Origin of the sequence: Tsukamurella sp. NPDC003166, from assembly GCF_040611135.1 — a bacterium.
GTDB lineage: Bacteria > Actinomycetota > Actinomycetes > Mycobacteriales > Mycobacteriaceae > Tsukamurella.
In genome coordinates this window covers 102835-120242 of record NZ_JBEXNL010000012.1, presented here as the reverse complement: position 1 = coordinate 120242, position 17408 = coordinate 102835, and the positions used below count along the sequence as shown (strand labels likewise).

General features: G+C 71.7%; 18 protein-coding genes. 4 read left to right on the top strand and 14 right to left on the bottom strand.

Features of this window, described 5'->3' with window-relative positions; genetic code table 11:
• Positions 1 to 32: 32 nt before the first annotated feature.
• The 14 genes from holA to ABZX10_RS14855 all read right to left on the bottom strand — a co-directional run bounded on the left by holA (position 33) and on the right by ABZX10_RS14855 (position 12773).
• Complete coding sequence (gene holA / locus ABZX10_RS14920; RefSeq protein WP_355541127.1) at positions 33 to 1022, bottom strand: DNA polymerase III subunit delta; 990 nt, start codon at positions 1020 to 1022, stop codon at positions 33 to 35.
• On the bottom strand, positions 922 to 2505 hold the full coding sequence (locus tag ABZX10_RS14915) for a ComEC/Rec2 family competence protein (RefSeq protein WP_355541019.1): 1584 nt from the start codon (positions 2503 to 2505) through the stop codon (positions 922 to 924). The genes holA and ABZX10_RS14915 overlap by 101 nt, the downstream gene beginning before the upstream one ends.
• Positions 2506 to 2508: 3 nt before the next feature.
• Entirely contained in the window at positions 2509 to 3417 is a 909-nt protein-coding gene (locus ABZX10_RS14910) for a ComEA family DNA-binding protein (protein ID WP_355541016.1), read from the bottom strand.
• A 126-nt stretch (positions 3418 to 3543) separates the two neighbouring features.
• Positions 3544 to 4398 carry a DegV family protein gene (locus ABZX10_RS14905; protein WP_355541013.1) on the bottom strand — a complete coding sequence of 285 codons (855 nt, stop codon included), beginning with the start codon at positions 4396 to 4398 and terminating at the stop codon, positions 3544 to 3546.
• Entirely contained in the window at positions 4395 to 5123 is a 729-nt protein-coding gene (gene octT, locus ABZX10_RS14900; RefSeq protein WP_355541010.1) for a diglucosylglycerate octanoyltransferase, read from the bottom strand. Before octT ends, ABZX10_RS14905 begins: the two co-directional genes overlap by 4 nt.
• The gene (locus ABZX10_RS14895) at positions 5120 to 5824 is read right to left on the bottom strand and encodes a histidine phosphatase family protein (RefSeq protein ID WP_355541007.1); all 705 of its coding nucleotides are present in this window, start codon (positions 5822 to 5824) and stop codon (positions 5120 to 5122) included. The genes octT and ABZX10_RS14895 overlap by 4 nt, the downstream gene beginning before the upstream one ends.
• On the bottom strand, positions 5824 to 6240 hold the full coding sequence (rsfS, locus tag ABZX10_RS14890) for a ribosome silencing factor (protein WP_355541004.1): 417 nt from the start codon (positions 6238 to 6240) through the stop codon (positions 5824 to 5826). The genes ABZX10_RS14895 and rsfS overlap by 1 nt, the downstream gene beginning before the upstream one ends.
• Positions 6237 to 6884, bottom strand: a complete 648-nt coding sequence (gene nadD / locus ABZX10_RS14885; RefSeq protein ID WP_355541001.1) for a nicotinate-nucleotide adenylyltransferase — start codon at positions 6882 to 6884, stop codon at positions 6237 to 6239. Before nadD ends, rsfS begins: the two co-directional genes overlap by 4 nt.
• Positions 6885 to 6924: 40 nt before the next feature.
• The gene (locus ABZX10_RS14880; protein ID WP_355540998.1) at positions 6925 to 8421 is read right to left on the bottom strand and encodes a VWA domain-containing protein; all 1497 of its coding nucleotides are present in this window, start codon (positions 8419 to 8421) and stop codon (positions 6925 to 6927) included.
• Positions 8422 to 9306 carry a MoxR family ATPase gene (locus tag ABZX10_RS14875; protein WP_355541125.1) on the bottom strand — a complete coding sequence of 295 codons (885 nt, stop codon included), beginning with the start codon at positions 9304 to 9306 and terminating at the stop codon, positions 8422 to 8424.
• A gap of 14 nt (positions 9307 to 9320) precedes the next feature.
• On the bottom strand, positions 9321 to 9773 hold the full coding sequence (locus ABZX10_RS14870) for an SRPBCC family protein (RefSeq protein WP_355540995.1): 453 nt from the start codon (positions 9771 to 9773) through the stop codon (positions 9321 to 9323).
• 58 nt (positions 9774 to 9831) lie between these two features.
• Positions 9832 to 10278, bottom strand: a complete 447-nt coding sequence (locus ABZX10_RS14865; protein ID WP_355540992.1) for an SRPBCC family protein — start codon at positions 10276 to 10278, stop codon at positions 9832 to 9834.
• Positions 10279 to 10324: 46 nt separating this feature from the next.
• Positions 10325 to 11599, bottom strand: a complete 1275-nt coding sequence (locus tag ABZX10_RS14860; protein ID WP_355540989.1) for a glutamate-5-semialdehyde dehydrogenase — start codon at positions 11597 to 11599, stop codon at positions 10325 to 10327.
• Positions 11600 to 11642: 43 nt separating this feature from the next.
• A complete protein-coding gene (locus ABZX10_RS14855; RefSeq protein WP_355540986.1) occupies positions 11643 to 12773 on the bottom strand; it encodes a CapA family protein in 1131 nt (376 codons plus the stop codon).
• A 151-nt stretch (positions 12774 to 12924) separates the two neighbouring features.
• On the opposite strand from ABZX10_RS14855, the gene ABZX10_RS14850 reads away from it, so the two are divergent.
• Genes ABZX10_RS14850 through ABZX10_RS14835 form a run of 4 tightly spaced genes read left to right on the top strand, consistent with a single transcriptional unit; the run spans position 12925 to position 17381 of the window.
• Positions 12925 to 13632, top strand: a complete 708-nt coding sequence (locus ABZX10_RS14850) for an HNH endonuclease family protein (RefSeq protein WP_355541122.1) — start codon at positions 12925 to 12927, stop codon at positions 13630 to 13632.
• 49 nt (positions 13633 to 13681) lie between these two features.
• Positions 13682 to 14464 (top strand): TIGR03084 family metal-binding protein, encoded by a 783-nt coding sequence (locus ABZX10_RS14845; protein WP_355540983.1) that lies wholly within the window; start codon positions 13682 to 13684, stop codon positions 14462 to 14464.
• The gene (locus tag ABZX10_RS14840) at positions 14461 to 16212 is read left to right on the top strand and encodes an acyclic terpene utilization AtuA family protein (RefSeq protein ID WP_355540980.1); all 1752 of its coding nucleotides are present in this window, start codon (positions 14461 to 14463) and stop codon (positions 16210 to 16212) included. The genes ABZX10_RS14845 and ABZX10_RS14840 overlap by 4 nt, the downstream gene beginning before the upstream one ends.
• Positions 16209 to 17381 carry an acyl-CoA dehydrogenase family protein gene (locus ABZX10_RS14835; protein WP_355540977.1) on the top strand — a complete coding sequence of 391 codons (1173 nt, stop codon included), beginning with the start codon at positions 16209 to 16211 and terminating at the stop codon, positions 17379 to 17381. Before ABZX10_RS14840 ends, ABZX10_RS14835 begins: the two co-directional genes overlap by 4 nt.
• Positions 17382 to 17408 lie beyond the last annotated feature (27 nt).

Below are 17408 nucleotides of genomic sequence, written 5' to 3'. Positions count from 1 at the left end.
ACTGACACGAATCGTCTCGCAGAGCGGGCCGCTCAGCTCGCGAGCGTGGCTACCTTGCGGACCGCGATCTCCAGCGCGTAGTCCGGGTCGGCGGCCTGGCCCTTGACGTCGGCGTTGGCCGCCGCGACGGCCTGCAGCGCGCTCGCGACGTTCTCCGCGCGCCAGCGCCGCGCGACCTGCGTCATCTTCTTCACCTTCCACGGCGCCATCCCCAGCTCCCCCGCGTCCCGGTACTGATCCGGGGTGCGACCGAGGCCACGGATCCGCGCCACAGAGTGCACCGCGTCCGCCAGTGCGTCGGCGATGAGCACGTGCGGGGTGCCGCGATGCTGGGCCCAGCGCAACGCCTCGAGCGCGGCCGCGACCTGTCCGGCGACCGCCTTGTCGGCGATCTCGAAGCCGGTGACCTCGGCACGCCCCGCGTAATAGCGGTGCACGGCGGCGAGGTCCACGCGGCCGCCCGTGTCCGCCACCAGCTGGGCGATGGCCGCAGCGAGTTCGCGCAGGTCCTTCCCCACGGAGTCCACGAGCAGGTCCACGAGCTCGTCCGACACCCGGACCTTGCGCGCGCGGAACTCCGACTTCGCGAAGTCCGCGCGGTCACGGGCGGAGGTGATCGTGGGAACCTCGACCATCTCCGCGCCGGCCTTCTTCAGAGCCGCCACCATCGACTTCGCGCGGCCGCCACCGCTGTGCTCGATGACCAGCGTGATCCCCTCCGGCGGGTTCTGAGCCGCCTCCACGATGAGATCGACGGGGGCCTTGCCCGCCTCGGCCGCCGACTCGAGGACGACGATGCGCTCCTCCGCGAACAGCGACGGGCTCAGCAACTCGACGAGCTCGGACTGATCGACATCGCCGGCCCGGATGCGCGTGACCGGGACCGCGTCCCCTGCGCCACCCGGCAGCCCCATGCCGCCGTCACCCGCACTCGCGCGCGCCGCGTCGACGATCGCGGCGACCGCCCGCTCGACCAGGAGGCCCTCGGTCCCCACCACCACGTGCACCCGCGCGCTGTCCACCACGGCCCCCATACTTCCAGACCCCACCGACGATCACGCACGCCGCGACGAGCAGCACGCCGGCGACCGCGCCGCCGGGCACCTCGATCACCCCGATCCGCGCGCACCACCGCGCCACCGTGATCACCCACCACAACTCCGGCCCGGTGGCCCGCACCGCTACCTCGGCGAGCGAGGCGACGAGCGTGGACGCCACCGCCGCCAGCGTTCCCATCACCGTGATCACCGGGATCACCGGGCCTGCCAGCAGGTTCGCGACCAGCCCACCGAGCGGTACCCGGCCGGAGAAGGCGATGATCAGCGGCAGTGTCACCACCTGCGCCACAACGGTCACCGCGAGCAGGCTCGCGAGCGTGTCCGGCACGCGCGCCGCCACCAGCCGATCGCGCAGCACCGGCGACCACAACACCAGGCCAGCGGTCGCGGCCACCGACAGGGCGAAGCCGATGTCGCGGGCCAGTTGCGGCCGAATCAGCATGAGCACGACGATCGCCGCGAACAGCGCGACCAGGGGCTGCCGCCCGCGCCGCAGCGCCAGCGCCGCCACGCCGACCAGTCCCATCACGGCAGCCCGCACCACCGACCCCGTCGGGCCCACCAGTCCCACGAAGGCGACCATGACGGTGGCGGTCAGCGCGGCACGGGCCGGCAACGGAAGGCCGGCGGCGGCACACACTCCCAAGACACACAACGCAAGAATCGCGAAGTTGGCGCCGCTGACGGCTGTCAGGTGGGTGAGCCCGGAGTCCTGGAAATCGCCGCGCACCGTCGGCAGGGTCGCCGACTCGTCGCCGAGGACCAACGCCGGCAGCAGGCCCGCGGCATCCGTCGGCAACGCCTCCGCCGCGACCGCCGACAGCGCCCGCCGCACCGCCGCGGCCGCGCGGAAGTGGGGCGGGGCCCGGCCGAGCACCGTCGGCTGCCCCGACCCGACCAGCACGGCCGCGACGAGACCCGGCCGGGTACTGCGCAGCACCGTCACCCGAATCGCGATCCGCTCCCCCGGCACCAGCGCACCGAGGTCGAATCCCGCTCCCAGCAGCAGCACCCCGCCCCGCGCGGCGCGCGTGTCGTGAGACGTCCGTACCGCTTCGACGGTGCCCGGCACCAGCACGCGTGACGCGTCGAGATGCCCGCCCGGGTCGCCCGATCGCTGCCGCGGCCACTCGTCGACCTCCAGCACGACCTGCACGGAGCCCGCGCCGTCGAAGTCCGCGATCGACGCCCGCTCCCGGTCGTGCACCCGGAACGCCACCGACGCGGCGACACCGGCGCCCAGGCCCGCCGCCGCGACGACCACGAGGGCGAGGGACCGCACCGCGGGCCGTCCCGCGCGCCCACGCACGAGCGCCGCCAGCCCGGCCGCGGCCACAAGGACGCTCACGACCCACCACGCGGCCACGGCCGAGGCCAGCGCGATGATCGCCGCGGCCCAGCAGACGATCGCCGCCGGCAACAGGCGCAGGTCCACCTGCTCGCGCATCGCTCACACCGTGGCCATCGGCTTGATCTTCGCGAGCTTCGCGGTTCCGATCCCACTGACCTTCGCCAGGTCGTCGACGGAACGGAAGGGCCCGTTCTTGTCCCGGTACGCGATGATCGCCGACGCCGTCGCGGCTCCCACTCCGGGCAGCTTGTCGAGCTCGGTGGCGCCCGCCGTATTGATGTTCACGGTGCCGGTCGCCCCGGCCGGAGCCCCCGATGCACCCCCTGCCGGCGCCGCACCCTGCGCACCGCCCCCCGCGCCCGACACCACCGAACTGCGAAGCTTCACACCGGACTTCGGGTCCACCACACCGACCACCACCTGATCGCCGTCCCGCAGTGGTTGCGCGAGGTTCAGGCTCGCGGTGTCGGCCCCGCCGAGGGCGCCGCGGGCGGCGGTCAGCGCGTCCGCCACGCGTGCACCCGGCCGTAGCCGGTGCAGGCCCGGAGCGCGGACCAGCCCGACGACCGCGACCACCAGCTCCGACGGTGCCGAGCCGGACGGACGAACCGCACCGGACGCAGGGGCATCCGCTCCACCGGCGGACGGACTGGCCGATGCCCCGGCGAAGTTCACCACCGGATAGGGACTCGAGCCGCCTCCGCCGGACGATCCGAACACCGCGACCGCCGCCACCACCGCGGCGATCACTCCGACCACGATCAGCGCGATCGCCGCGCGCGGCGTGGTCCGCACCCGGTCGACCGTCGCGCGCCACCCCGTCGGCTCCGGGTCCCAGAAGTCGTCGTCCTCTAGGCGAGCGGCACCCCGCGCCGGCGGAACCGGATCGTCCTGCCGGGCGGGCGCGCGCTCGGCGTCGCCCGCGAAGTCCTCGAGCCACGCGGGCCGCGCGAATATCTGCTCCTCGGCCGCGCCGACTCCGGCCGCTGCCTCTCGTTCGCCGTTCATGGGACGAACGTAGGCCGGGGGCACCGTCGGAAAGCCCGCCGGAGAACCGAGAACGGGCCCGCCTGTGGATAACCCCGATCCTGTGGATGAGCCGCCCTGGAGGCGGGGAACCGTGGGCCCGGTGTGCTAGGCCGGATCCACCCCGTCGACCAGCGCCGGAGCGACAGCTACGCCCACCGCGCCGGGGCCGAGGTGCGCCGCGATGGTGCCACCGAACCGGCCGATCACCAGCTCCTTCAGCTGCGGGAACTCGTCGCGGACGAGCTCCGCGACGTGCTCCGCGGCCTCCGGCGCCTCGACGTGGTGCACCGCGACCCGCGCCGGCCGGTTCCCGAGGTGCTGCGACGCCAACGCGGCCAGCTGGTCCCGCGCGCGGGAGACGGTCCGGGTCTTGCGTTCCGAGACGATCCGTCCGTCCTGCAGTCGCAGCACGGGAACGATCTGCAACGCCCCGCCCAGCAGCTTCGCGAGCGCGCTCACCCGGCCCCCGGCCCGCAGGTGGTCGAGGGTCGCGACGCAGAAGAAGCCCTCGGCACCGTCGAGTACCTGTCGCGCCGCCTCGGCGACCTCGTCGGCGGACGCCCCGGCGCGGGCCAGCCGTGCGGCCTCCAGCACCCCGAAGCCCATCGCCATGTCGATGCTGCGGGAGTCGATCACGGTGACATCGGCGTCCATCAGCGCGGCCTGCGCCACCGAGGTCGAGTACGTGGAGCTCAGGTGCGAGCTCATGGTGATCACCACCACGCCGTCGCCGCCGGCCTCGGCGACGGCCCCGTCGAGCACCTCACGGACCTCGGCGACCGACGGCCCGGAGGTGGTCACGCCCTCTTTGACGAAGCGCTCGGCCTGGTAGCCCGTGCCGCGGTCCAGGTACTCGCCCTCGCCGGACAGCACGTGCAGCGGCAGGATCCGGATCCCCAGCTCGTCGGCGCGGTCGGGGACGATCGCAGCCGACGCGTCGGTCACCACCACGACACTCATTGCGTACCCCCTTCCGCACCGCCCAGCGAACGCAGCACGCGCTGCGCCACCCGCTCGTGCATCTCGAACGACCAGTGGATCCCGTCCAGGTTATTGATCCCCAGATCGAACGACCACTCGCACAGGTCACGCAGGGGAACCATCGGCACCCCGGCATCGTCGGACCACTCCCGCATCGCGGCCTCGGTGCGAGCCCACCCGGGGTGCGCGAAGGAGTACGCGAGAGCGCGATGGGTGGGCGGAGCGAGCACCGCGACCGGCGCCTCCGGACGCAGGGAATGGATCGAATCGTAAGTCTTGCCGAGGTAGTCGACGGTGACCTTCGGCGGCAGCGCCATCGGCCACCCCACCGGGGCGAAGAGCTTCTGGATCGTGGCGTAGCCGTCCCGGGCGCGGGCTCGCAACGACGCGGGGCGCAGGTAGCGGATCTGCTCGCGCAGCGCCGTCGGCAGCGGCGAGGGCAGCGAGTCCATGCCGCCGAGCGCCAGGACCGCGGCCTCGACAGTCGGCACCGTGGCCCAGACCCGCGGATCCTGGGTCACGCACCACCAGCCGTCACGCGTGGTCCAGCCGACGCGGGCGAACAGCTCGCAGCGCAGCCCCAGCTCCGTGGCGACCAGGTTGGGCCAGATCCGTGGGTCGGAGGTCGGTAGGGCGCCCTCGGGGCCGTAGAAGCCCAGCGAGTCGCTGAGCACGAGGAGGCTCCCGGTCTGTGAATCGCTCACTGGACCTCGGGGAAAGGCACGGAGGTGTCGACGTCCGACGAGGTGTTCCACACGTCGAGCCGCCAGCGCGTCGCGTCGCCGTGCGCGGAGAGCTGCACCCAGCTGCAGTTGCCGAGGCCGCCGAGGACGGGCCAGTGGTCGACGGGGAGGTCGAGTAGCCGAGCGGTCAGTGCCGCGATCAACCCGCCGTGCGCGACCAGGATCACCGGCCGCTCGCTGGCGCCCCACTCCGGCAGCCGCTCCTTGAGCTCCTCCACCAGCGGGTACGACCGCGCGGCCACGTCCACCCGGGCCTCGCCGCCGGGCGGCGCCCACTCGGGGGCGTCGCGCCACCGTCGGCGCGCTCCGGGCATGTAGTCGTCCACCTCGACGTGGGTCATGCCCTGCCAGTCCCCCAGCATCGTCTCCCGCAGCCGGACATCGGATTCGACGGTGCCGCCCGTCGCCGCCGCCACGGCGTCCGCGGTGTCGCGGGCACGGCGCAGGTCGGAGCTGATGATCGCGATCGGGTCCCGGTCCGACAGGGCCGCGGCCGCCGCCCGTGCCTGGCGGCGCCCGAGCTCGGTGAGGTCGGTGTCCAACTGCCCCTGCATGCGGCCCTCCGCGTTCGACGCGGTCTGGCCGTGGCGGAGCAGGATCAGGCGACGCACCGTCGGGGTGAGGCGCTCGACGGACGAGTCGAGCCCGTCCTCGACGTGCATCAGGCGCCCTCGTCGGCCCCGGTGCCGCTCTGGGCCGGGGACTCGTCGGCGTGCTTCCCGAGGCCCTCGACCTCGATGTGCGGGCAGTCCTTCCACAGCTTCTCGAGCGCGTAGTACTCGCGCTCCTCCTGGTGGAAGACGTGCACCACGATGTCGAGGAAGTCCAACAGCGCCCAGCGCCCCTCGCGCGCTCCCTCGCGGCGGGCGGGCTTCACGCCGGCCTCGCGCAGCTGATCCTCGATCTCCTCGACGATGGCGCTCACCTGACGCTCGTTGCTCGCCGACGCGATGACGAAGGCCTCGGTCAGCACGAGCTGTTCGGACACGTCGAGGACGACGATGTCGCTCGCGAGCTTGTCGTCAGCCGCACGGGCCGCGATCGCGGCGAGGGTGCGGGCTTGATCGGACGCGGTCATGATCCTCCTGGGTTGACGGTCTTCTCCTGCGCCGGGCTGCTCTGGTAGAGGGCGCGTTTGGCGATGTACTGGACCACACCGTCGGGCACGAGGTACCAGACGGGGCGCCCGGCGTCGGCCCGCGCGCGGCACTCGGTGGACGAGATGGCCAGCGCGGGCACCTCCACGAGGAACAATCTATCCTTCGGCACGTCCGACAGGTGATCCGCGGCCAGCTGGTAGCCGGGCCGGGAGACCCCGATGAAGGTCGCGAGGCCGAACAGTTCCTCCCAGTCCTGCCAGCTGAGGATGGAGGCGAGGGCGTCGGCGCCGGTGATGAAGTACAGGTCGGCATCCGGGTTCTGGCCCTGCAGGTCGCGCAGGGTGTCCACGGTGTAGGTGTCGCCGCCGCGGTCGATGTCCACGCGGCTCACCGAGAACCGAGGGTTGGACGCCGTCGCGATGACCGTCATCAGGTAACGGTCCTCGGCGGGCGTGACCTCGTTCTTCTGCCACGGACGGCCCGTGGGCACGAACACCACCTCGTCGAGATCGAACCGGTCCGCCACTTCGCTGGCGGCCACGAGGTGGCCGTGATGGATCGGGTCGAAGGTCCCGCCCATGACGCCCACGCGGCGGCGTGCGGCGGTGCTGGACTCACGCATAACCGACCATCCTATGCGGCAGCGGTTCGGGACCGCGTACTCACACGGGCAGCAGGCGTCCGACGACCTCGGCCAGCTGCCCCGCGGTGCGGCACTCGTACATGTCGATCAGGCGGCCGTACTTGTCCGCGACCGAGTCGCCCGTCCCCCAGGAGGCCTTCCGCTCGGGGTTGAGCCAGAACGCGTGCCGCGCCTTCTCGACGAGCTCGTCGAGTTCCGCGAGCGCCGGGTCGGTGTGGTTCGAGCGGGCGTCGCCGAGGATCAGCAGCGTCCCGCGGTGCGTCACAGCGTCGGGGAAGTCGCGGACGAACGTGCGCAGCACGGTGCCGTAGTCCGAGCCGCCGAACCGCGCGACCTTGGTCTCCCGGATCACGCGGTCGAACATGTCCACCACGGTGTCGACCGTCAGCGTGCGCGACGGGTCGATGTAGTCGGTGATCTCGTCCACCGAGTCGACGAACCCGAACACCCGGATCTTGGAGAACTCGGCGCGCAGCGCGTGCGTGAGCAGCAGCGTGAAGTTGGAGAAGCCCGCGACGGAGCCGGACAGGTCGCAGAGCAGCACGAGCTCGGGCTTGGTCGGGCGGGGCCGACGGTGCGCAAGATCGATCGGCACGCCGCCGGTCGACATGGACTTGCGGAGCGTGCGCCGCAGGTCGATGGGGCCGCGGCGGGCGCGGCGCCGCCGCACCAGCAGGCGCGTGGACAACTGCCGGGCCAAGGGCCGGACGGTCTGCTCCATGCGGTGCAGCTCGGTCCGGGTGGCGGCGAAGAAGGCGACGTTCTCCGGCAGCTGCGGCGCGGCGTACTGCGCGACGGCCTCGGGGCCCCGTCGGGCGGCCATGGCAACGGACGTGAGCTCCTGCACCCGCTCGGTCAACCCGGCGACCCGTGAGCGCGCGACCCGGCGGGCGGACTCGTACTCGAAGCTGCCGGGCGCGGCGCCGTCCTCGCCGGCCGCGGCGAGGAGTCCGTTGGCGATGGCGGCGATGAGCGTCTGCGGGTTGAGCGCCTTGAGCGCCTGGTAGGAGGAGAAGGCGGTGCCGGTGGCGGAGTTGTACTCGCCGAGCTGCTCGACGATCTGGCCGGCGATGCCGTCGTGGTCGCCGCCGGCGACGAGCGCGGCGATCGCCTCCTGACGCAGCGCCTCGCGCACCGCATCGGGATCGGGCGGGGTGTCGGCGGCGGGCATCGTCAATGGATCGACCTGATCGGGGGCTTCCCCGGGCACCCCGGAGCACCCGCCCGGGCCGCCCTGGCCCGAGCCGCCGGCGGCACCGTCGGCCCCGAAGCCCCCGCGGACGGGGAAGTACAGGTCGAAGATCACGTCGAAACTCTTGCGGTGCATCTGCTCGCGCAGGAGTACGGCCGCGAGCCCCTCGCGGAGCTGACTGCGATCGGTGAGGTCGAGCACCGTCAGCACCTCGGCGGCCGTGATCGCCTCGCCCGGGCCGATCGCCATACCGCGCTCGCGCAGCGTCCGCACGAAGGCGTGCAGATGCTTGTCGAGCGGGGTCCCGGCCTGCGTGGTGGACATCTACAGGCCCAGCGCCGCGGCGGCGGTCTCGATGTCCACCTGGTGCTTGAGCACCACGCCGAGCGTCGAGCGGAGAGCCGCCTTGTCGATCGAGCCGTTCGCGGTGCCGGTGACACCGAGGGCGAGCAGGGTGCGGCACCAGTCCAGGGTCTCGGAGACGGACGGCTTCTTCTTCAGGTCCAGCCCGCGCAGGGTCGAGATCACGCGCAACAGCTGCTGCGCGACCTCGACCGAGAGGTCCGGGACCCGGCTGCGGATGATCGACAGCTCCAGCTCTGCGTCGGGGAAGTCGATGTGCAGGTACAGGCAGCGGCGCTTGAGCGCCTCCGACAGCTCGCGGGTGGCGTTCGAGGTGAGGAACACCAGCGGCTTGCGCACCGCCGTGATGGTGCCGAGCTCGGGCACCGTCACCGCGTAGTCGGACAGGACCTCCAGCAGCAGCCCCTCGAACTCGAGGTCGGCCTTGTCGGCCTCGTCGATGAGGAGGACCGACGGTCCGCTCTCCCGGACGGCCTGCAGGAGGGGGCGCGGGAGGAGGAACTCCTCGGAGAAGACGTCCTGCTTGGTGTCGTCCCAGTCGCCGTCGGCGCCGCCCGACTGGATGCGCAGGATCTGCTTGGCGTGGTTCCACTCGTAGAGGGCGCGCGCCTCGTCGATGCCCTCGTAGCACTGCAGGCGCACGAATCGCGCCTCGCGGGCCTGGGCGCAGGCGCGGGCCAGCTCGGTCTTGCCGACGCCGGCCGGGCCCTCGACGAGGAGCGGCTTGCCCAGCTTGTCGGCGAGGAACACCGCCGTCGCAGTGGCGACGGACGGTATGTAGCCGGTCTTGCGGAGTGCCGCGGCGACGTCGTCGACGCTGGTGAACAGCGCCGTCGGGGCCGTGATCGTGGTGTTGGTGCTCAGCGTGCAGCCTTCCGTTTGAGGACCTCCTTCTCGAAGCCCTTCGACGCGATCTCTGCACTCATCTTCACACCCTTGCGCACGACGAAGCCGGGCAGCTTGATCTTGAGGTCGATGTTCATGTCGCAGAGCACGTGCACCCTGCCCTCGCCGAGGGGCGTGAGCTGGTAGTACCCGCCCTGGGAGCGGACCGCCATGCCCTCGGCCTCGGACTGCCACGCGACCCTGGTCCCGGGCGTGAAGGTGTAGCGGAACCGCATGCGGTCGCTGATCCCCACCAAGCCTGCTTCGACCTCGACGACGCTCGGAGTGCCGTCCGCCGCCCGCTCGACGATCGTCACGCTCTTGTGCGATGACGACCACTCGGGCAGGGACTCGACGTCCAGCAGCGTCGCGTAGGCGAGCGCCGCCGGCGCGTCGATCTCGAACTCGACCTTCTCATTGATTGCCATTGCAACAATGTAGCCGCCCGGCTGCGCCGTGCGGTGCTGTGGCCGGCGCCGAGCGGATTCAGCCGTTCTTGCGCTTCATGACCTCTTTGGTGAGGCCGTTCTTGATGATGTCCATGGCGAGCTTGATGCCCTTCTTGACCACGAAGCCGGGCGCCTTGACCTTGGGGTCGAGGTACATGGTGACCTTGACGTGCGTCGCATCGTCGCCCTTCGGCGAGAGCTCGTAGATGCCGCCCTGGCTACGCACCGCGGTGCCCTCGTTGCGGGTGTCCCACTTGCAGCTGACGTCGGTGAACACGTAGTCGAAGGTGAGGTTGTCGCTGAACATCAGCAGGCCGACGGAGGCGTCCACCACGCTGGGGCGGCCGTTCGCGTCGCGCTCGACCACCTTGACGTTGCTGTGCGCCGACGACCAGTCCGGCAGGGCGTCGACATCGGCGAGCGTGTCGAGGACCAGCGTGACGGGGGCGTCGATGTCGAATTCGAGGGATTCGTTGATTGCCATGGCGACAACCTACCCCCGACGGTGCCGTCGTCCTGCGGCTCCGGAGTTACCGGGGGCGGACGTGCCCGTCACCCCAGGCGATCCACTTGGTGGAGGTGAGCTCGGGAAGGCCCATCGGGCCGCGTGCATGCAGCTTCTGGGTGGAGATGCCGATCTCGGCACCGAACCCGAACTGCTCACCGTCGGTGAACGCCGTCGAGGCGTTGACCATGACCGCCGCGGCGTCCACGCGCGTGGTGAACGCGCGGGCGGCGGCGAGATCGTCCGTGACGATGGCCTCGGTGTGCCCGGTGCCGTAGCGGTCGATGTGCTCGATCGCCTGATCCAGCCCGTCCACGACCTTCACCGCGACGTCGAGGCTGAGGTACTCGTCCGCCCAGTCGGTCTCGGTCGCGGGGACCATCCCGGCCTCGTCGCCGTGCACGATCACGCCCTCCGCCTGGAAGGTGCCGAGCAGGCGGGGCAGGAACGTGTCCTTCAGTGCCGCATCCACGAGGACGGTCTCGGCGGTGTTGCAGACGCTGGGCCGGCGGGTCTTGGCGTTGAGCACGATCCGCTCGGCCATGTCCTGATCGGCGGAGGCGTGCACGTAGACGTGGCAGTTGCCCGTGCCCGTCTCGATGGTGGGGACGGTCGCGTCGCGCACGACCGCCGCGATGAGCCCCGCGCCCCCGCGCGGGATCACGACGTCGACGAGGCCCCGGGCGCGGATCAGCGCGGTGACGCCGGCGCGGGAGTCGGCCGAGAGCAGCGCGACGGCGTCCGGGGTGGTGCCCGCCGATGCCAGCGACTCGCGCAGCACGGCGACCAGGGCCGCGTTCGACGAGGCCGCCGAGCTCGAGCCGCGTAGCAGCACGGCGTTCCCGGACTTGAGCGTGAGCCCGAAGGCGTCGACGGTGACGTTGGGCCGGGCCTCGTAGACGATGCCGACGACGCCGAGGGGCACGGCGACCTGCCGCAGCTCGAGGCCGTTGGGCAGGGTCGAGCCGCGCAGGACGTTCCCGATGGGGTCCGGCAGGCCTGCGACCTGCCGCAGGCCGGAGGCGATGCCGTCGACCCGGGACTCGTTGAGCGCGAGCCGGTCGATGAGGGACTCCTCGGTACCGGCGCTGCGAGCCCGCTCGACGTCCTCCGCGTTCGCCGCGAGGATCCGGTCCTTGTTCGCCAGCAGCGCGTCGGCGGCGGCGTGCAAGGCGGCGTTCTTCTGCTCGGTGGTCAGCGTGATCAGCTGTTTCGACGCGGCACGGGCGGCGCGGGCCGCCTCCTCGACAGCGGTGGTCGCGGCCTGCAGATCGGCGTCCTGGGCGGTGGGCGTGCTCATGATCCGAGAATACGTGCCGGCACTGCGGCCCTTCCGACGGACATCAGCTCGTGGGGACGCGCACGAAGTCGCCGCCGATGGTGCCGTTCAGGGTCGGCGAGATCGAGTTCATGAAGGCGATCAGCTCACGCGATTCCGCGGGCTCGTACCGGGTGGGCACGAAGTCGTTGTAGGCGGCGGTGCTGGACACCCTGGTGGGCACGATCCGGTAGTCCACGCGGGTCGCCGTCGGCCCCTGTACCGCCACCCTGGTCTGCACGATCATGGTGCGCTTATCCGAGGGGTTGTTGTTGCCGCCGAAACTGAAATTGGCCAGCGAGTACACGATGAGCTTGCCCTTGTACTGCGCCATCGACTGCAGGACGTGCGGGTGACTTCCGATCACCATGTCGGCGCCCGCATCGATGGCGTGCTTCGCGAGGTCCGTCTGCACCTCATAGGGAACGTGCTGCGATTCGATCCCCCAGTGCATGAACGGAATCACCACCTGCGCGCCGCGTGCCCGTAGACCGGCGACGTGCCGGGTGATCGACTCGCGGTTCTGAGCGGTGTCCTGCCAGGTCATCATCCCGAACAGCCCGACCTTCACCCCCTTGACGACGGCGATGTGGTCGCTCTCCTCGTCGAACATGTCGCCGAAGGGCGCCACGCCCACCCGCCGCAGTGCCGCCACGGTGTCGTCGTAGCCTTCCCGGCCGTAGTCGCCCGTGTGATTGTTGGCGGTGGTCGCGGCCTCGATCCCGCCGGCCCGCAGCGATTCGGCGACCGCTGGGGAGCCCCGGAAGTGGTAGAACTCGCCGGTCCCCTTGTCGACCTTCTGGCCGCGCTCGCTCAGCACGACCTCGACGTTGGCCACGGTGAGGTCGTCCGCCCGCAGAATCGGCGCGACGTTCCGGAAGAAGTAGGCGGGGTCGTTACCCGCCGCAGCCCACCGCGCAGGCAGGCTCGTGCCCGCGTCGAACCTGTCGTCCGTGCCCAGGATGTTGTCCCCGATGAAGGAGAGAGTGATCACGGCATCGCCCGTCTGGCGCGCGGACGACGACACGGCCATCTCGGTACTCGACGCGGGCACCCCGCACGCGGACAACACCGTCGCACCGACGACCAATCCCGCTTGCGCCGCGCGGACCCGCCTGCGGTACCCCGTCTCGGTATTCCCCCACCATCGCGTCACGCACTCCACCCTGGGGCGCCGGACGTCGCGCCGTGTGCACCTCCGCCGGATTTCATCCGATCGGAGGACGCCTCGGGGGCGCGGGCGATGCCGCCGTGTCGGTGGGCGGTGCTAGGTTGCGCTCGTGTCCCGCCGGAGAACGCCCCGTCGCCTGTCCAGGCAGTCCTGGATCGGGCTCGTCCTCGTCACGGCGACGGCCGTGTTCGTCGCGGTCGGGGCGTACCGGGACCGGTCCGCAGCGGAGCCCACTCCCGGACCGGCGGCACCGTCGGCCCAGGTGTCCGACGGTGCGCCGCTGGCCGGCGTCCGGATCGTCGCGGCACGCGAACGGGCGCCGCAGGCGTACCGTCGGGCCGCCTTCGGCGAGGCGTGGACCGACGACCAGTCCGCGCCGCTCGGGCACAACGGCTGCGACACCCGCAACGACATCCTCGACCGCGACCTGACCGCCAAGACCTACATCCGGACCTCGGGGTGCCCGAACGCCGTGGCGACCGGCACGCTGGTCGACCCGTACAGCGGCACGACGATGCGTTTCGAGCGCGGGCCGAAGACCTCCGCGAAGGTCCAGATCGACCACGTCATCGCGCTGGCCTATGCGTGGGACATGGGCGCCTGGTCGTGGGACGACGCGAAACGCACCGCGTTCGCCAACGATCCGCGCAACCTGGTCGCGGTCGACGGCCCGGCGAACGAGAACAAGCGTGATTCCCCTCCGGGTCGCTGGATGCCGGCCAACGAGCGCTTCCACTGCCAGTACGCGCGCCAGTTCTCGCTCGTCGCCCGGGAGTACGGGCTGTCCGTCGACCGTGCGTCCGCTGCCGTGGTCGAGCAGTCCGTGGAGACCTGCCGCACCTAAACAAGCATTGCTGCTTGTTTTTTTCGGCCTCGACTGACAGAGTGTGGGCGTGCCCACTTCAGCCCCCGTGTTCGACGCGCTCGAATCCACCTCGGCCGCCGTCGCCGCGATCGCGGACGCCCTCCCCGACTGGTCGCTGCCCACGCCCGCCGAGGGCTGGACGGTCGCCCATCAGGTCGCCCACCTGGCCTGGACCGACGAGGTCTCCCTCGTCGCCGCCACCGATCCCGAGGGGTTCACCGCGCTCCTGCGGGAGGCCATGCAGGACCCGATGGGCTTCGTCGACGCCGGCGCCGCCGAACTGGCCGCCGACCCGGACCTGCGCGCGCGCTGGGACCGCGCCCGCGCCGCACTGGCCGTCGCGCTGCGCGAGGCCGACCCCGGAACGCCGCTCCCCTGGTTCGGCCCACCCATGCGGCCCGCGACGATGGCGAACGCCCGCCTCATGGAGACCTGGGCGCACGGCCTGGACATCGCCGACGCCGCGGGCACCGAGCTCGACGCCCCCGAAGCGCTCCCCCACGTCGCCAAGATCGCCTACAAGACGCGTGATTTCGCGTACACCGTCAACGGCGAGACACCGCCCGCCGAGTCCTTCGACGTCTTCCTGGTCGCCGCCGACGGCTCGGAGATCTCCTTCGGCCCCGGCGATGCGGCGCAGCGCGTCACCGGCTCGCTCGAGGACTTCTGCCGGCTGGCGACCCAGCGCGTCAACGTCGCCGATACCGATCTCGTCGCCACGGGCGAGGACGCCGCCCACTGGCTCACGATCGCGCAGTGCTTCGCCGGGGCCCCCGGCGCCGGCCGCGCCCCGCAGGAGGGACGTCCATGACCCGCACCATCAGCATCGCCAACGTCTCGGGGTTCTACGGCGACCGCGCAGCCGCGATCGGCGAGATGCTCGCCGGACCGCGCGTCGACTACATCACCGGCGACTACCTCGCCGAGCTCACCATGCTCATCCTCGGCCGTGACCGGCTCAAGGACGCGGATCTGGGCTACGCCAAGACCTTCCTGCGCCACCTCACCCCGCACCTCGGCCTCCTCGCCGAGCGCGGCACCAAGGTCGTCGTCAACGCCGGCGGCCTCAACCCGGGCGGCCTCGCCGCCGCCCTCGAGAAGGCCATTGAGAGCTCCGGGGAGTCCGTCCGTCGCCTCAAGGTCGGGTGGGTCGACGGTGACGACCTCATCGCCCGGTCCGCCGAGCTCGGGGTGCCGAACGCGGTCACCGCGAACGCCTATCTCGGCGCCTTCGGCATCGCCGACTGCCTGGCCGCGGGTGCGGACATCGTCATCACCGGCCGTGTCACCGACGCCTCCGTCATCCTCGGTCCCGCCATCGCCGAATTCGGCTGGCAGCGCACCGACTTCGACGCCCTCGCCGGCGCCGTCGCCGCGGGCCACATCATCGAGTGCGGCACCCAGGCCACCGGCGGCAACTACGCCTTCTTCGACCGCCACCCGATCGAGCAGCTCCTCCACCCCGGCTTCCCCATCGCCGAGATCGCCGCCGACGGCTCCTTCGCCATCACCAAGCAGCCCGGCACCGGCGGCGTGGTCGAGGTCGGCACCGTCACCGCGCAGCTGCTCTACGAGGTCACCGGCCAGCGCTACGCGAACCCCGATGTCACGCTGCGACTCGACTCCATGACCCTCACCCAGGACGGCCCGGACCGCGTCGCCGTGAGTGGCGTCCGCGGCGAGGCACCGTCGACCACCACGAAGGTCGCGACCACCACGCTCGGCGGCTTCCGCAACGAGATCGCCTTCCTGCTCACCGGCATCGACGTCGAACGCAAGGCCGCGCTGCTGGAGGCGCAGCTGCGCGATTCGCTCGAGCGGAGCGGCGGCGCACCGTCGGACCTGCAGTTCCGCCTGGCCCGCACCGACCATCCCGACGCCCCCACCGAGGCGGCCGCGTCGGCCACCCTCACCGCGGTGGCGTGGGACACCGACCCGAACCGCGTCGGGCGCGCGTTCAGCTCCGCCGCCGTGGAACTCGCGCTCGCCACCTACCCCGGCGCCTCCCCGATGGCGCCGCCGTCGAGTGGCGGCCCGTACGGGGTGTACCAAGCCGTGTACGTGCCGAACGGCGACGTCCCGCACCGCGCCCACCGGCCCGACGGCACCGTCGTCGACATCGCCCCGCCGGAGGTCGTCCAGGAACTCGTCGCCGACCCCTCCCAGCCCGGCGGCGCGGCCTCGCTCCCGGCCGGCCCGACGGTCCGCGTCCCGCTCGGCACCGTCTTCGGCGCGCGCAGCGGCGACAAGGGCGGCAGCGCCAACGTCGGCGTCTGGGCGGAGTCCGACGCGGGCTACGACTGGCTCCGCAGTAATCTGACCGAACAGGCTCTGCGCGAACTCCTTCCGGAGGCCGCGAGCCTTCCCGTCCGCCGCTACGAGCTGCCGAATCTCAAGGCCCTCAACTTCGTCATCGAGGACCTGCTGGGCAAGGGCGTCGCCCACGGCTACCGGTTCGACCCGCAGGCCAAGGGCGTCGGCGAGTGGCTCCGGGGACGCTATGTCGACCTGCCCACCGGCCTGCTCCCCGCGGGCCACACCACGAAGGAGTTCGCATGACCGGCCTGTGGGAGTCCGAGGAGCGGCTCGCGCTCCGGAAGACGGTGACCGCGTTCACCGAACGCGAGATCATCCCGAACCTCGACGACTGGGAGGCGGGCGGCCTGCTCCCCCGCGAGCTGCACCGCAAGGCGGGCGATCTCGGCCTGCTCGGCGTCTCGTTCCCCGAAGCGGTGGGCGGCGGGGGCGGCGATCCTCGCGACGCCCTCATCGTGTGCGAGGCGATGCACGAGGCCGGCGGCTCCGGCGGCCTGTTCGCCTCGCTGTTCACGTGCGGGATCTCGGTGCCGCACATCATCCTCGCGGGCACCGATGAGCAGAAGCAGAAGTGGGTCGCGCCCGTGCTCGCCGGCGAGAAGATCAGCTCGCTCGGCCTCACCGAGCCCGGCGGCGGCTCCGACCTGAGCCACCTCACGACCACCGCGCGCAAGGACGGCGATCACTACATCGTCAACGGCGCCAAGACCTTCATCACGTCGGGCATCCGCGCCGACTGGGTGGTCACCGCCGTCCGCACCGGCGGCGACGGCGCGAGCGGCATCAGCCTGCTCGTGATTCCCAAGGGTCTGGACGGCTTCGAGGTGAGCGCCCCACTGAAGAAGATGGGCTGGCACGCCTCGGACACGGCCGAGCTGTCCTTCACCGACGTCCGCGTTCCCGCCGAGAACCTCATCGGCCCCGAGGGCAGCGGCTTCCTCATGATCGGCGCCGCCTTCGTCACCGAGCGCCTCGCCCTCGCGGTGCAGGCCTACTCGCACGCGCAGCGCTGCCTCGACCTCACGCTCGACTGGGTCCGCACCCGGGAGACCTTCGGCCAGCCCCTGATCAAACGCCAGGCCGTGCAGAACACCGTGACCGAGATGCGGCGCCGCATCGAGGTCGCCCGCGTGTACAGCCGGCACGTCGCCGACCAGTACGCGGAGGCGATGGAATCCGGCGGCCCCGCGGCGGCAGCCGAGCTGGTGCCCCAGGCCTGCTTCGCCAAGAACACCGCCGTCGAGTGCGGCGAATGGGTCGCCAACGAGGCGGTGCAGCTCTTCGGCGGCCACGGCTACATGTCCGAGTACGAGGTCTCCCGGCACTACCGCGACGTCCGCATCCTCGGCATCGGCGGCGGCACGACGCAGATCCTCACGACGCTCGCGGCGAACCGCCTCGGCTACAAGTGAACCCCGTAGACCGCGCCCCGCGCGCAC

Coding starts and splice junctions, on each gene's coding strand:
- ABZX10_RS14915 (WP_355541019.1), bottom strand. CDS start 2,505: ATGCGCGAGCAGGTGGACCTGCGCCTGTTGCCGGCGGCGATCGTCTGC.
- ABZX10_RS14910 (WP_355541016.1), bottom strand. CDS start 3,417: ATGAACGGCGAACGAGAGGCAGCGGCCGGAGTCGGCGCGGCCGAGGAG.
- ABZX10_RS14905 (WP_355541013.1), bottom strand. CDS start 4,398: ATGAGTGTCGTGGTGGTGACCGACGCGTCGGCTGCGATCGTCCCCGAC.
- ABZX10_RS14895 (WP_355541007.1), bottom strand. CDS start 5,824: ATGCACGTCGAGGACGGGCTCGACTCGTCCGTCGAGCGCCTCACCCCG.
- rsfS (WP_355541004.1), bottom strand. CDS start 6,240: ATGACCGCGTCCGATCAAGCCCGCACCCTCGCCGCGATCGCGGCCCGT.
- nadD (WP_355541001.1), bottom strand. CDS start 6,884: ATGCGTGAGTCCAGCACCGCCGCACGCCGCCGCGTGGGCGTCATGGGC.
- ABZX10_RS14880 (WP_355540998.1), bottom strand. CDS start 8,421: ATGTCCACCACGCAGGCCGGGACCCCGCTCGACAAGCATCTGCACGCC.
- ABZX10_RS14870 (WP_355540995.1), bottom strand. CDS start 9,773: ATGGCAATCAATGAGAAGGTCGAGTTCGAGATCGACGCGCCGGCGGCG.
- ABZX10_RS14865 (WP_355540992.1), bottom strand. CDS start 10,278: ATGGCAATCAACGAATCCCTCGAATTCGACATCGACGCCCCCGTCACG.
- ABZX10_RS14860 (WP_355540989.1), bottom strand. CDS start 11,599: ATGAGCACGCCCACCGCCCAGGACGCCGATCTGCAGGCCGCGACCACC.
- ABZX10_RS14840 (WP_355540980.1), top strand. CDS start 14,461: ATGACCCGCACCATCAGCATCGCCAACGTCTCGGGGTTCTACGGCGAC.
- ABZX10_RS14835 (WP_355540977.1), top strand. CDS start 16,209: ATGACCGGCCTGTGGGAGTCCGAGGAGCGGCTCGCGCTCCGGAAGACG.